Source organism: Kocuria sp. MNB10 (genome assembly GCF_054073685.1).
In genome coordinates this window covers 565,513-578,503 of sequence record NZ_CM133411.1, presented here as the reverse complement: position 1 = coordinate 578,503, position 12,991 = coordinate 565,513, and the positions used below count along the sequence as shown (strand labels likewise).

Sequence of the window (12,991 nt, the reverse complement as noted above, 5' to 3'; positions counted from 1 at the left end):
GGTCCGAACACGTGCCGGGAACGAGGTGCGCGGGGCTCAGCCCCGGGATGGCTCCTCGGGGGTGCGTCGGCGCATGTCCGCGATCCCGATCCCCACGGCGATCAGCACGATCACAGTGATCACCGCGAAGCTCGCCGTGAACGCGGCATCCCAGTCGGCGCGGGCGAGCACACCGAAGGTCACCGCCGTGATCAGGGCGGTGCCGATCGCGGTGCCCAACCGAACAGCCCGAACGCCTTGGCGCGCTCCCGACCCTGGAAGTACTCCTGGATCATGCCCACCGCCTGGGGGTTGAGCATCCCGGATCCGAGGCCCTGGATCACCCGGCCGATGTTGAGCACCGTGGTGTTGGGCGCGAGACCGCACAACAGCGAGGCCCCCGCGAAGACCGCAATTCCCGCGATGAACAGCTTCCGGCGGCCGAACACGTCCCCCGCGCGGCCGCTGGCCACGAGCAGCACCCCGAACGCGAGCGCGTACCCGGTGAGCACCCACTGGAGTGCCGAGGAACTCGCCCCCAGCTCCTGCTGGATGGAACTCAGGGCCACGTTCACGATCGAGACGCTGATGAGGGACATGAACAGGGGAACGAGCAAGACACACAGGATGCGGCATCGTTCGGCGGGGTCCAGGGCGGGGGAGTCGTCCCCGGGGGAGCGCGGAGAGTCCGCGGAAGATGTGCTCACCCTCTCTTGATACCCCCTCGGGGCCCGGTTGTGCCGAGGGGCTCGGGCGACGCCGGTGGGTCGGGTCCCCGGGGACCCGCCCGATTCGGTGCGCCCCGCGCGGTTTGAGACAATGGGTTCATGCAGTCGATCGGATCAGCACACACCCGCGCCACCGACTCCCCGGACGCTCCCCGCACCGGACGCACCGCCCTGTGGGGGACGGTGATCGGGCTGGCCGTCCTGGCCGTGATCTTCGCGGTGGCCCTGATCCAGGCCGCCAACTCCAACTCCCTGCTCGGCTGGATCCTCGCGGGGATCGCCCTGGGCTGGCTCATGCTCGCGGTGTGGGCGCTGAGCATGGTGCGCAAGGCCGCGGCGTACGGCCGTGAGCAGGTGCGCCAGGCACAGGAGCAGTTCCAGGCCCAGCACGGCCGCGCTCCCGCCGCCTCGGCGTCCGCCGGTGCGGGTCAGTCCCTGCGGGACGAGAAGCTCGCCCACGGCATGCAGGTGATCCTGGTGCAGTCCAAGGTCGTGAAGGAACAGCTCTCCGGCGCCGAGCCCGATCCTGAGCAGATCCAGCGGGCCCTGGAGACCATCGACATGACCGCGGCCAACGGGCTGCGCAGCCTCAAGGACTCCTCGAAGCCCGTGAGCGGTACGGTGGTGGACTGAGAACCACCCCGTAACGAGCGAGGAGACACAGGCACATGGCGGATTCCCAGCAGACGGTGCGCATTGCCACGGTGAACGTGAACGGCATCCGAGCGGCGTACCGGCGCGGGATGGCGGACTGGCTCGCCCCGCGCGGCGTCGACCTGTTGTGCCTGCAGGAGGTGCGCGCGCCGGACAAGATCACGCGCGAGCTGCTCGACGAGGACGTGTGGGACGTGCGGCACACCGAGGCCGCCGCCAAGGGCCGCGCGGGCGTCGCGATCGCTACGCGCCGCGACGCGTTCGACGGCGCCCTGCTCCCCACCGAGTCCCGCGTGGGCATCGGGGACGAGTACTTCGACGACTCCGGGCGCTGGATCGAGAACGACGTCCGCCTGCCGGACGGCACCACACTGACCCTGGTCTCCGCGTACGTCCACTCCGGCGAGGTGGACACACCCCGCCAGGACGACAAATACCGCTTCCTGGACGCGATGCTCACCCGCATGCCGCAACTGGCCGAGCGCGGCGATCATGCCCTCGTGGTGGGTGACCTCAACGTGGGCCACACCGAGCGGGACATCAAGAACTGGAAGGGCAACGTCAAGAACGCGGGCTTCCTGCCGCAGGAACGGGCGTACTTCGACAAGTTCTTCGGGGACGTGGGCTACGTGGACGTGGCCCGCAGCCTCGCCGGGGACGTCCCCGGGCCCTACACGTGGTGGTCCTACCGCGGCAAGGCGTTCGACACGGACGCCGGGTGGCGCATCGACTACCACATGGCCACCCCCGGGCTCGCCGCGGCCGCCCGGAGTGCCGTCGTGGACCGGGCCGCCGCGTACGACACGCGCTTCTCCGACCACGCCCCGCTCGTGGTGGACTACCGCCTCTCGTGAGGTCCCGCGCGCCGTCGGACGACGACGCCGCTGCCCGCACCGCACCTCCCCGCCTCCCGTGACCGAGAACCGAAAGAAGATGTCGACCGTGACCGAACAGAACACCGCCCCGAACCCCACACCCCGCGTGGTGTCGGGCGTGCAGCCCTCCGCGGACTCCCTGCACCTGGGTAACTACGTGGGAGCGCTGCGCAACTGGGTGGACATGCAGGACGACAACGAGTGCGTGTTCTTCGTGGCGGACCTGCACTCGATCACCGCGGGCCAGAACCCGGCCACGATGTCCGAGCGCACCCGGGTCACGGCCGCGCAGTACATCGCCGCGGGCATCGACCCCGAGCGCTCCACGCTGCTCATCCAGTCCCAGGTGCCGGAGCACACGCAGTTGTCATGGGTGCTCAACTGCATCACCGGTTACGGGGAGGCCGCGCGGATGACCCAGTTCAAGGACAAGTCCCTCAAGCAGGGGGCGGAGAACACCACGGTGGGGTTGTTCACCTACCCCGTGCTGATGGCCGCGGACATCCTGGTGTACCAGGCGAACCAGGTCCCGGTGGGGGAGGATCAGCGCCAGCACCTCGAGCTGACCCGCAACCTCGCGCAGCGGTTCAACTCCCGGTTCGGTGAGACGTTCGTGGTCCCGGACGCCAAGATTCTCGAGAACTCCGCGAAGGTCTACGACCTCGCGAACCCCACGGCCAAGATGTCCAAGTCCGCGCCGTCGGATGCCGGGCTCATCCGCCTGCTGGATCCCGCGAAATCCAACGCCAAGAAGATCAAGTCCGCCGTGACGGACGACGGCACCGAAGTGCGCTTCGACCGCCAGGCCAAGCCGGGGATCTCCAACCTGCTGACCATCTACTCGTCCCTCACGGGCACCCCGGTGGACACCCTCGTGGCCGAGTACGAGGGCAAGATGTACGGCCACCTCAAGGTGGACCTGGCCGAGGTGGTCACCCAGACCCTGGACCCCATCCAGAAGCGCGCCCAGGAACTGCTCGACGATCCCGCCGAGCTGGACCGGCTGCTGGCCCGGGGCGCGCACAAGGCCCGGGAGATCGCGGCCCGCACGGTCACGGACGTCTACGAGCGGATGGGCTTCCTCCTCGGCGCGTGAGTCGCCGGGCGGGGCCCCGTGCGGCACGCCGTGTGGCGCCAGACGCCGTGGGATAGTCTGGACGGGGCCGACCTGAGGAGGATCGTGTGAGCGAGGGACATCCTTCCCCCACCGTGCGCCCGGGCCGGGTGTACGCGGGTGTGGTCATCCGGCTGCCCGAACCCATGGGCCAGGAATTGCAGGACTGGCGTTCGTCCTTCGGGGACGCGCAAGCGGGCTCGGTCCCCGCGCACATCACACTCATGATCGCCGAGCGCGGGGAGGACTGGGCGGACCTCGTGTCCCACATCCGGGAGGTTGCCGACCGCTGGCAACCGTTCCACGTGGAGATCCGCGGCACGGGGACGTTCCGACCCGTGACCCCGGTGGTCTACCTGCGCATCGAGGGCGGTCACGACCAATGCGTGCAGTTGCACTGCGATCTGAGCGAGCACCACCTGGAGTCCGCGTCCCCCTTCGACTTCCACCCCCACGTGACGCTGGCCCACGGCACCACGGAGGAGGGGCTGGACCGCGCCCAGCACGTGCTGCGCACGTACCACGCGTCCTTCCTGGTGGACCACATCGACCTCTACGAGGGGGACGAACACGGTGCGTGGCACGTGCGGGACCGCATCCCCTTCGGCGGGGCCGGCACGGACGACCGTGACGCACACTGACCCGCCCCCGGTGGTCCCCGCCCTCACGGACCGCACTGGACTGCACGCGGAACACCGGCGCCTGCGCGAAGTACGCCGACAGCTCGCCGCCGAGGGGGCACCCCTGGGCAGGCGGGCCGGCGCCCTGGGTGCGTGGTTCTTCGCGCGGTTCATGTCGGTGTTCCCCGTGCGCGTGGTGGCGCACTACATGTTCCACGGCGGGCCGCTCATGTCCGCCGGGCTCGCGTACCAATTGCTCTTCGCGTCCTCGTCCCTGCTGGTGATCTGCTTCGCAGCACTCGCCACGTTCCTGGGAACCGACTCGCCGCTGCAGCAGACGCTCGTGGCGGGTCTGGTGCAGAACATCCCCGGACTCCTGGACGTGGGGGACGGTAACGGGGGAGTCATCCCGCTGAGCCTGCTCGAGAACACGGGGCCCTTCACCGTGGCCTCCACCGTGGCGCTCGCGGTGTTGTTGTTCACCGCGTGGCGCTGGGTGGCCGGTATCCGGCTGGCCACGCGGCGGATGTTCGAACTGCCGCCCGCCCCCGGGGTGCCCGTGGCGGCCGTACCGCGCGATCTCGCGTGGCTCGTGGTGATCGGGATCCTGCTGCTCGCCTCCGCGACCGTGAGCGTCTTCGCGTCCGGCGCCGTGGACGGGGTGCTGGGGTGGCTCGGTCAGCTCGGTCTCACGCGCCTGCAGCCGTGGTTGGACGGCGGGGCCAAGTCCGCGGTCACGCTCGGCGTGGGTCTGCTCGTGGACATCCTGATGAGCCTGGCCCTGGTGAGCGGGGTCGCCCAGCTCAAACTGCATCGCAAGGCCCTGCTGGCCACCATCGTCACGGGTGCCCTGGGCTCGCAGGTGCTGCGCTACGGCGGCAGCGAAATCATCGCCCGCAGCGCGGACAACCCCTATCTGCTCTCGTTCGCGGTGCTCGTGGGTGTACTGCTGTGGTTCAACCTCTACGGGCAGGTTCTGTTGCTCGCGGCCGCCGTGGGCGCGCTCGTGCAGGCGGACATCCGAGGGGCCCGCGCCCAGCCGGAGCGCGAGGACCGGGCCGTCACGGTCGTGGCGGCGACCTCCCTGCCCGATGCCGCTCGGGGCCTCGGACACGCAACTCCCGTCCGCTTCGACAGGCCGGCGGCGGGCAGCAGCCCCGCGGTAGGTAGTGGCCCCGCGGCGTCGTCGTCGGAGAGCTGAAAGCCCGGGAAAGACCGCGGCCCCGGGATCCATGAGGGATCCCGGGGCCGCGGTCGTGCGACGAGGGGTCACAATGCGGAGGCGAAGACCGCCTTCTTGACCTCGGCGATGGCCTTGGTCACCTGGATGCCGCGGGGGCACGCCTCGGTGCAGTTGAAGGTGGTGCGGCAGCGCCACACGCCTTCCTTATCGTTGAGGATCTCCAGGCGCATGTCACCGGCCTGGTCACGGGAGTCGAAGATGAACCGGTGCGCGTTGACGATCGCGGCCGGGCCGAAGTACTGCCCGTCCGTCCAGAACACCGGGCACGAGGACGTGCACGCGGCGCAGAGGATGCACTTGGTGGTGTCGTCGAAGCGCGCGCGGTCCTCCTGGGACTGGAAGCGTTCTCCGGTAGGGGTGTGGTCCTCGTTAACCAGGAACGGCATGATCTCGCGGTAGGACTGGAAGAACGGTTCCATGTCCACGATCAGGTCCTTCTCGCACGGGAGGCCCTTGATGGGCTCCACGAGGATGGGCTTGGACAGGTCCAGGTCCTTGAGAAGGGTCTTGCACGCGAGCCGGTTGCGGCCGTTGATGCGCATGGCGTCCGAACCGCACACGCCGTGCGCGCACGAGCGGCGGAAGGACAGGGAACCGTCCAGCTCCCACTTGACCTTGTGCAGGGCGTCCAGCACGCGGTCGGTGCCGTACATGGTCAGGTTCCACTCATCCCAGTGCGCCTCGGAGCTGAACTCGGGATCATAGCGGCGGACCTTGAGCACCACGTCGTACGTGGGGATCGACTCCTCGCCCTTGTCGCCGGGTTTCTGGGCGTCCTGGGTCTGGTTCTCGGTGGCTGCAGTGGACATCAGTACTTACGCTCCATCGGCTCGTAGCGGGTCATGATCACCGGCTTGGTCTCCTGCCGGATTCCCGCGGTGGGGGACGACGGGTCCTCGTACACCATGGAGTGGACCATGAAGTTCTCATCGTCTCGGTTGGGGAAGTCCTCGCGGAAGTGACCACCGCGGGACTCCTCGCGGTGAAGGGCGGCCACGGACATCACCTTGGCCAGCTGCAGCAGGAAACCCAGCTCCACGGCCTCCAGCAGGTCCAGGTTGAACCGCTTGCCCTGGTCCTGGATGGAGATGTGGGAGTAGCGCTCCTCCAGAGCGGCGATGTCGTCCAGGGCTGTCTGGATGGTCTCGGCCGTGCGGAACACCTGCATGTTGGCGTCCATGGTGTCCTGCAGGTCCTTGCGGATGGCCGCGACCTTCTCGTCACCGTGCGGGCTGCGCGCGTTGTTGAGCAGCGCCTCGGTGCGCTCGGTGGCGTTGTCGGGGATCGGCAGGAACTCGGCGTCCCGCGCGTATTCCGCGGCGTAGATTCCGGAGCGCTTGCCGAACACGTTGATGTCGAGCAGCGAGTTGGTGCCCAGACGGTTGGAGCCGTGCACGGACACGCACGCGACCTCACCAGCGGCGTAGAGACCGGGAACCGTGTTCTCGGAGTCCTGGAAGACCTCGCCCTTGATGTCGGTGGGGATGCCACCCATGCAGTAGTGCGCGGTGGGGAACACGGGCACCGGCTCAGTGTAGGGCTCCACACCCAGGTAGGTGCGGGCGAACTCGGTGATGTCCGGGAGCTTGGCGTCGATGTGCGCCGGCTCCAGGTGGGTCAGGTCCAGCAGGACGTAGTCCTTGTTGGGGCCGCAACCGCGGCCCTCACGGACCTCGTTGGCCATGGAACGGGCCACGATGTCACGGGGGGCCAGGTCCTTGATGGTGGGGGCGTAGCGCTCCATGAAACGCTCACCCTCGGAGTTACGCAGGATGCCACCCTCACCACGGGCGGCCTCCGAGACCAGGATGCCCAGGCCCGCCAGGCCCGTGGGGTGGAACTGCACGAACTCCATGTCCTCGAGGGGCAGGCCGTTGCGGAACGCGATCGCCATGCCGTCGCCCGTGAGGGTGTGGGCATTGGACGTGGTCTTGAAGACCTTGCCCGCGCCACCGGAGGCGAAGATCACGGACTTGCACTGGAACACGTGCAGCTCGCCGGTCGCGAGATCGTAGGAGACCACACCGGCGGGGCGGCGGCCCTCCGGGGTGTCCACCATGATCAGGTCCAGGACGTAGTACTCGTTGTAGAACTCCACGTTGTGCTTGATGCACGTCTGGTAGAGGGTCTGCAGGATCATGTGACCGGTACGGTCCGCGGCATAGCACGCGCGGCGGACGGGGTTCTTACCGTGGTCGCGGGTGTGCCCACCGAAGCGACGCTGGTCGATCTTGCCCTCGGGGGTGCGGTTGAAGGGCAGTCCCATGTGCTCCAGGTCCAGCACCGCGTCGATGGCTTCCTTGGCCATGACCTCCGCGGCGTCCTGGTCCACCAGGTAGTCGCCACCCTTGACGGTGTCGAACGTGTGCCACTCCCAGTTGTCCTCCTCGACGTTGGCGAGGGCGGCGCACATGCCGCCCTGGGCCGCACCGGTGTGGGAGCGCGTGGGGTAGAGCTTGGTCAGTACGGCAGTGCGGGCGCGCTGGCCGGATTCAATGGCGGCACGCATGCCGGCGCCGCCGGCGCCGACGATTACCACATCGTACTTGTGAACCTGCATACCAGATGTTCTTTCTATGTGGGTGAGTGGGAGAAGTATCGGGCCCGGCCGCTCGGGCCGGGACGACGCACGACGGCGGAGCCGGGGCTCTGCCGTGGCCGCGATCACGCTCCGGGGCAGAAGGACGCCAGCAGCGCGGGGTCCGCACCGGCGGGGCACGGCTCGAAGGTGAAGATCACCATGGTGCCCAGCAGGATCACGAAGCCCGAGGCCACGAAGAGCAGCACCTTGAGCCAGAAGCGGGTGGTGTTGCGATCGGCGTAGTCGTCGATGATGGTGCGGATACCGTTGGTGCCGTGGAGCATGGCCAGCCACAGCATGACCAGGTCCCAGACCTGCCAGAACGGGTTGGCCCACTTGCCGCCCACGAATCCGAAGTCGATCGCGTGCACGCCGTCCCCCACCATGAGGTTGACGTAGAGGTGACCGAACACGAGCACGAGCAGCACCACGCCCGACATGCGCATGAACAGCCACGCGATCATCTCGAAGCTGCTGCGGGACGAACCGGCGCGGTTGTACTTCACGCCGTCCACCTGAAGGTCCCGGCTGCGGGGGACGCTGATCTTGGTCTTAAGAGGAGTGCTCACGGAATTAACCCCCGAAAACGACTGAGAGGTGACGGATGAGGAACGGGATCATCACGATGACCCAGAGAGCGAGGACGCCCCAGAGCAGACCCTTCTGGTTCTTGGTCCCACCCTTCCAGAAGTCGATCAGGATGATGCGCAGGCCGTTGAAGGCGTGGTAGACGATCGCGGCCACGAGGCCGGCCTCGCCGAGACCCATCACGGGGTTCTTGTAGGTCGCCATCACTGCGTTATACGCCTCGGGGGATACACGCACGAGAGCGGTGTCGAGGACGTGGACCAGCAAGAAGAAGAAGATGGCCACGCCGGTAATACGGTGGGCGACCCAAGACCACATGCCGTACTGGCCGCGGTAAAGGGTGCCCCTGGTTGAGTTCGCCACGGAATGTCCTCCCTGTGTCGCTCGTCGTCGTGCGCACCGAAGAATGGTCGAAGAAGAAGGCAGCGTTCTCGCGCGAGTGCACGGCGATGGCGGAGCCCTGGCTGGCTCTGTCATGGATGATGCGGTAGTTCTCGTCAAAGATACCAGCCCCCCGCACATTTCCTGACAACGTGTCTGCAAGTGTGCCCCCCGGAATAGCGCGGAATTAGCGCATTGTTCTGTGTCTGAATCGGCTCCGGCCGTGCGCCGTCCGAACGCCCCGCGAGCGGCCGTCAAGCGGCCCCCAAGCGGCCCGTGATACGCGCCCGAGCGGCCCCACGACCCCCGTGCGTAAGGTCCGCCGGCGACGTCTCACGGGGCCTTCGCGGGACTCTCTCGCCCGGGCGAGGGGTCGGGTCCGCGAAGGCTCACGGGAAGTCCCCGTGGGCCGGCCGGCCGCGTCGTGGGTGGGCACACCCGGCCCGTGTGCGGCCCGTACCCCGGGATGTCACGGGTGACGCATCCAGGGCCGCCGGGGGAGGGGGCCGTACACTGACCGTCGTGACTTCGCCATTGCAACGTTTCCATCCGTTCATCCCCGCGGGCGGGGTGGGTTCACGGCTGTGGCCGCTGTCCCGTGCGGATGCCCCCAAGTTCCTGCTGGACCTCACGGGCTCCGGCTCGTCCCTGCTGCGGGCCACCTTTGACCGGCTCGCGGGTCTGTCCGCCGGTCCGGTCATGGTCGTGACCGGGCGCTCCCACGCCGGGGCGGTGCAGGAACAGCTGCCCGAGCTCACGGCGGACGACCTCGTGCTCGAGCCGTCCCCCAAGGACTCCGCGGCGGCGATCGGCCTCGCGTGCACGCTCATCGAGCGCCGCGACCCCACCGCGATCATCGGTTCGTTCGCGGCGGACCACGTGGTGGAGCCCGCCTCGGCGTTCCAGGAGGTCGTCAAGGAAGCGGTGCGCGCGGCGGACACCGGACGCATCGTCACGATCGGGATCACGCCGTCGTCGCCCGCCACGGGCTTTGGCTACATCAAGGCGGGGCAGTCCCTGGGACTCGATCAGGCACCCCACGCGCTCGCCGTGGAGCAGTTCGTGGAGAAGCCGGACGAGGAGACCGCGCGCGCTTACGTGGCCAGCGGAAAGTACACGTGGAACGCGGGCATGTTCGTGGCGCCCGTGGGTCTCATGCTCTCCTACCTGCGCCGCAGCGAACCCGAGCTCGCGCGGGGCCTGGACCGAATCGCGGACGCGTGGGAGACCCCCGAGCGGGACGCCGTCGTGGACAAGGTGTGGCCCACCCTGACCAAGACCGCGATCGACTACGCCGTGGCCGAACCCGCCGCCGCGGCCGGGGACGTGGCCATGGTCCCCGGGGACTTCACGTGGGAGGACGTGGGGGACTTCGCGGCGATCAACCGGCTCAACAAGGTGGACCCGCGCACGGACGCGCCAGTGTCCATCCTGGGCCAGAACAACCGTGTGCTCACGGACGAGTCCTCCGGGATCGTCGTGTCCGACACGGGGCGGTTGATCGCGCTGATCGGCGTGGCGGACATCGTGGTCGTGGACACCCCGGATGCCCTGCTGGTCACCACGGCCGAGCACGCGCAACGGGTCAAGAACGCGGTGGACTCCCTCAAGCGCAACGGCGACACGGACGTCCTGTGAGCCCCGCCGCCGCCCGCGCTGAATCACCGCGCGGGGTCCCGGCGGTACTGTGACACACATGTTGGATCTGCCTCTGCCGTCCGCCGACGACATCGGACTGCCCCCGGCCATCGGCCCCCTGCTCTCGCACTACCTCCCGGACCTCGTGCGCTTCCGCCGGGACATCCACAAGCACCCGGAACTGTCCTACGAGGAGTACCGCACCACGGACCGGATCGTGCACGCCCTCGAGGCCGCCGGGTTGCACCCCGTGCGCTTCGAACGCACCGGGTGCTACGTGGACGTGGGTCGCGGGCCCGTGATGGTGGGCCTGCGCGCGGACATCGACGCCCTGCCCATCCTCGAGGACACGGGCCTGGACTACGCGTCCGTCAACGAGGGCGTGATGCACGCGTGCGGTCACGACATCCACACCACGGTGATGCTCGGGGTGGCGCGCGTGCTCGCCGACCTGCACCGTTCGTCCCCGTTCGCGGGCACCGTGCGGGTGGTCTTCCAACCCGCCGAGGAGAAACTGCCCGGCGGGGCGCTGACCATCATCAAGCAGGACGTGCTGGCCGGTGTACCGCGGATGTTCGCGTTGCACTGCGAACCCAAGGTGGACGTGGGTCAGGTGGGCACGCGCATCGGTGCGATCACGTCCGCCTCGGACACCATCCGGATCGAGCTGTCCGGGCGCGGCGGGCACACGTCCCGCCCGCACCTGACCGAGGACCTGGTCTACGCGATGAGCCAGATCGCGATCAACGTTCCCGCGGTGCTCTCCCGCCGCGTGGACGTGCGCTCGGGGGTGGCCGTGGTGTGGGGTCAGATCCACGCGGGCGTGGCGCCCAATGCGATCCCCATGTCCGGATTCATGTCCGGGACCATGCGCTGCCTGGACGCGGACGCGTGGTCGCGCGCGGGGGACATGCTGGACGAGGTCGTGGAGCAGGTGGCCGCACCGTACGGCGTGAACGTGGACCTCGAGCACATCCGGGGCGTGCCTCCCGTGGTCAACGGCGAGACCGAGACCACCCTGTTCGAGATCGCCGCGCGCGCCGAGCTGGGGGAGGAGAGCATCCTGCTGGTGGAGCAGTCCATGGGCGGGGAGGACTTCGCGTGGTTCCTGCAGCACGTCCCCGGGGCCATGATGCGCCTGGGTACGCGTGCTCCTGGTGGCCGGACCTACGACCTGCACCAGTCCGACTACGCACCCCAGGAGGAGGCGATCCGCTGCGGTGTGCAGGTCATGGCCTCCACGGCGTTGCGCGCCATCCGGTTGCGCGTGCGCGAGCTCTCGGACGCCATGACGACGCCGGACGCACCGCAGTCCTGACACGCCCGCGGTGAGCGTCCTACGGGGTACTTCCGGGGCTACACTGAGCTGACCTATGATCCGGCTCACTGCACGGGTCACCGCCCGGGGCACGGGCCGGTGGCCCGTGCACTGTGTTCCCGGGTCACGACCCGCATCTGATCCCAGTCCGACCGGAGGACCTCATGACCACTCGACGTTTGCGCACCCTGGGGACGCTTGGCCTGGCCGGGGTCACCGGCCTGGTCCTGGCGGGTTGCGGTGCCGCCCCGGACAACGCCGGCGACAGCAGCGCCCGGGCCTCCGACTTCAAGGGCTGCATCGTCTCCGACGACGGCGGTTTCCAGGACCGTTCCTTCAACCAGAGCTCCTATGAGGGCCTCAAGGCCGCCGAGGAGCACAAGGGCATCCAGATCAGCCAGGCCGAGTCCCAGTCCAAGACGGAGTTCGAGCCCAACCTGACCTCCATGGCGCAGCAGGGCTGCAACCTCACGGTCTCCGTGGGCTTCCTGCTCGCGGACACCACCAAGAAGGTGGCCGAGGCCAACCCGGACAAGCACTTCGCGATCGTGGACGACAACTCGATCAAGGCCGACAACGTCAAGCCGATCGTCTACAACACCGCCCAGGCCGCGTTCCTGGCCGGCTACCTCGCGGCGGGTACCTCCGAGACGGGCAAGGTGGCCACGTACGGCGGCATGGACATCCCCACCGTGACCGTGTTCATGGACGGTTTCGCGGACGGGGTGAAGTACTACAACGAGAAGAACGACGCGGACGTGCAGGTCCTGGGGTGGAACAAGGACTCCCAGAACGGCACGTTCCTGAGCTCGTTCCAGGACTCCTCCAAGGCCAAGACCGTCACCCAGAACCTGATCGGTGAGGGCGCTGACGTGGTGCTGCCGGTCGCGGGTCAGGCGGCCCAGGGCACCGTGGACGCCGTGACCGAGGCCAACCGCAGCGGCAAGGACGTCCGGCTGATCTGGCCCGACACCGACGGTTACGAGACCCTGGACGCCGGCAAGGAGTTCCTGCTGACCTCGGTGCTCAAGGAGATGTCCACCTCGGTCGAGGACGTCGTGACGCAGGCCGCGGACGGCAACTTCGACAACACCCAGTACGTGGGCACGCTCGAGAACGGTGGTGTGGGCCTGGCCCCCTACCACGACCAGCAGGACGAGGTCAGCGAGGACCTCGACAAGCAGGTCCAGCAGCTCAAGCAGGACATCATCGACGGCAAGGTCACGGTGCAGTCCAAGAACGCCCCCACCGCCTGAGCGGGCGGGCCCGGCA

The 12,991-nt window shown here is 68.4% G+C and carries 13 protein-coding genes and 1 pseudogene; 8 read left to right on the top strand and 6 right to left on the bottom strand.

The features are described from left to right. Positions 1-36: 36 nt before the first annotated feature. Both ACW9PK_RS02595 and ACW9PK_RS02590 read right to left on the bottom strand, forming a co-directional pair. Positions 37-219 (bottom strand): hypothetical protein, encoded by a 183-nt coding sequence (locus tag ACW9PK_RS02595; protein ID WP_457016389.1) that lies wholly within the window; start codon positions 217-219, stop codon positions 37-39. Further along, a pseudogene (locus ACW9PK_RS02590) lies at positions 219-632 on the bottom strand (MFS transporter); the annotation flags it as partial. The pseudogene ACW9PK_RS02590 and the gene ACW9PK_RS02595, both read right to left, overlap by 1 nt. A 174-nt stretch (positions 633-806) precedes the next feature. On the opposite strand from ACW9PK_RS02590, the gene ACW9PK_RS02585 reads away from it, so the two are divergent. From ACW9PK_RS02585 to ACW9PK_RS02565, 5 genes are all read left to right on the top strand, one after another. After that, complete coding sequence (locus tag ACW9PK_RS02585; RefSeq protein ID WP_064847185.1) at positions 807-1,340, top strand: hypothetical protein; 534 nt, start codon at positions 807-809, stop codon at positions 1,338-1,340. 35 nt (positions 1,341-1,375) lie between these two features. After that, on the top strand, positions 1,376-2,215 hold the full coding sequence (locus ACW9PK_RS02580) for an exodeoxyribonuclease III (protein WP_064847184.1): 840 nt from the start codon (positions 1,376-1,378) through the stop codon (positions 2,213-2,215). 79 nt (positions 2,216-2,294) lie between these two features. Further along, entirely contained in the window at positions 2,295-3,332 is a 1,038-nt protein-coding gene (gene trpS / locus ACW9PK_RS02575; RefSeq protein WP_167319190.1) for a tryptophan--tRNA ligase, read from the top strand. A gap of 86 nt (positions 3,333-3,418) precedes the next feature. Continuing rightward, positions 3,419-3,991, top strand: coding sequence for a 2'-5' RNA ligase family protein (locus ACW9PK_RS02570; RefSeq protein ID WP_240918937.1), 573 nt, complete (start codon positions 3,419-3,421; stop codon positions 3,989-3,991). Beyond that, a complete protein-coding gene (locus ACW9PK_RS02565; protein ID WP_144931211.1) occupies positions 3,978-5,171 on the top strand; it encodes a YihY/virulence factor BrkB family protein in 1,194 nt (397 codons plus the stop codon). Before ACW9PK_RS02570 ends, ACW9PK_RS02565 begins: the two co-directional genes overlap by 14 nt. A 68-nt stretch (positions 5,172-5,239) precedes the next feature. Here the strand turns inward: ACW9PK_RS02565 and ACW9PK_RS02560 are convergent, their stop codons facing one another. The 4 genes from ACW9PK_RS02560 to sdhC form a co-directional block, all read right to left on the bottom strand. Then, positions 5,240-6,022: a succinate dehydrogenase iron-sulfur subunit gene (locus ACW9PK_RS02560; RefSeq protein WP_064847181.1), complete on the bottom strand. Its 783-nt coding sequence runs from the start codon at positions 6,020-6,022 to the stop codon at positions 5,240-5,242. After that, positions 6,022-7,773, bottom strand: coding sequence for a succinate dehydrogenase flavoprotein subunit (sdhA, locus tag ACW9PK_RS02555; protein ID WP_064847180.1), 1,752 nt, complete (start codon positions 7,771-7,773; stop codon positions 6,022-6,024). The genes ACW9PK_RS02560 and sdhA overlap by 1 nt, the downstream gene beginning before the upstream one ends. A gap of 104 nt (positions 7,774-7,877) precedes the next feature. Further along, positions 7,878-8,363 carry a succinate dehydrogenase hydrophobic membrane anchor subunit gene (locus ACW9PK_RS02550; RefSeq protein WP_035963740.1) on the bottom strand — a complete coding sequence of 162 codons (486 nt, stop codon included), beginning with the start codon at positions 8,361-8,363 and terminating at the stop codon, positions 7,878-7,880. Positions 8,364-8,367: 4 nt separating this feature from the next. After that, complete coding sequence (sdhC, locus tag ACW9PK_RS02545; protein WP_457016388.1) at positions 8,368-8,745, bottom strand: succinate dehydrogenase, cytochrome b556 subunit; 378 nt, start codon at positions 8,743-8,745, stop codon at positions 8,368-8,370. Positions 8,746-9,285: 540 nt separating this feature from the next. On the opposite strand from sdhC, the gene ACW9PK_RS02540 reads away from it, so the two are divergent. The 3 genes from ACW9PK_RS02540 to ACW9PK_RS02530 all read left to right on the top strand — a co-directional run bounded on the left by ACW9PK_RS02540 (position 9,286) and on the right by ACW9PK_RS02530 (position 12,975). Further along, on the top strand, positions 9,286-10,401 hold the full coding sequence (locus tag ACW9PK_RS02540) for a mannose-1-phosphate guanylyltransferase (RefSeq protein ID WP_085107023.1): 1,116 nt from the start codon (positions 9,286-9,288) through the stop codon (positions 10,399-10,401). 58 nt (positions 10,402-10,459) lie between these two features. After that, complete coding sequence (locus tag ACW9PK_RS02535) at positions 10,460-11,719, top strand: amidohydrolase (RefSeq protein ID WP_457016387.1); 1,260 nt, start codon at positions 10,460-10,462, stop codon at positions 11,717-11,719. A 164-nt stretch (positions 11,720-11,883) separates the two neighbouring features. Continuing rightward, on the top strand, positions 11,884-12,975 hold the full coding sequence (locus tag ACW9PK_RS02530; RefSeq protein ID WP_457016386.1) for a BMP family lipoprotein: 1,092 nt from the start codon (positions 11,884-11,886) through the stop codon (positions 12,973-12,975). The last annotated feature ends 16 nt before the right edge of the window (positions 12,976-12,991 follow it).

Bases quoted from the DNA above. Each gene is read 5' to 3' on its own strand.
- ACW9PK_RS02580 (WP_064847184.1), top strand. From the start codon at position 1,376: ATGGCGGATTCCCAGCAGACGGTGCGCATTGCCACGGTGAACGTGAAC.
- sdhA (WP_064847180.1), bottom strand. From the start codon at position 7,773: ATGCAGGTTCACAAGTACGATGTGGTAATCGTCGGCGCCGGCGGCGCC.
- ACW9PK_RS02560 (WP_064847181.1), bottom strand. From the start codon at position 6,022: ATGTCCACTGCAGCCACCGAGAACCAGACCCAGGACGCCCAGAAACCC.
- ACW9PK_RS02535 (WP_457016387.1), top strand. From the start codon at position 10,460: ATGTTGGATCTGCCTCTGCCGTCCGCCGACGACATCGGACTGCCCCCG.
- ACW9PK_RS02585 (WP_064847185.1), top strand. From the start codon at position 807: ATGCAGTCGATCGGATCAGCACACACCCGCGCCACCGACTCCCCGGAC.
- ACW9PK_RS02530 (WP_457016386.1), top strand. From the start codon at position 11,884: ATGACCACTCGACGTTTGCGCACCCTGGGGACGCTTGGCCTGGCCGGG.
- trpS (WP_167319190.1), top strand. From the start codon at position 2,295: ATGTCGACCGTGACCGAACAGAACACCGCCCCGAACCCCACACCCCGC.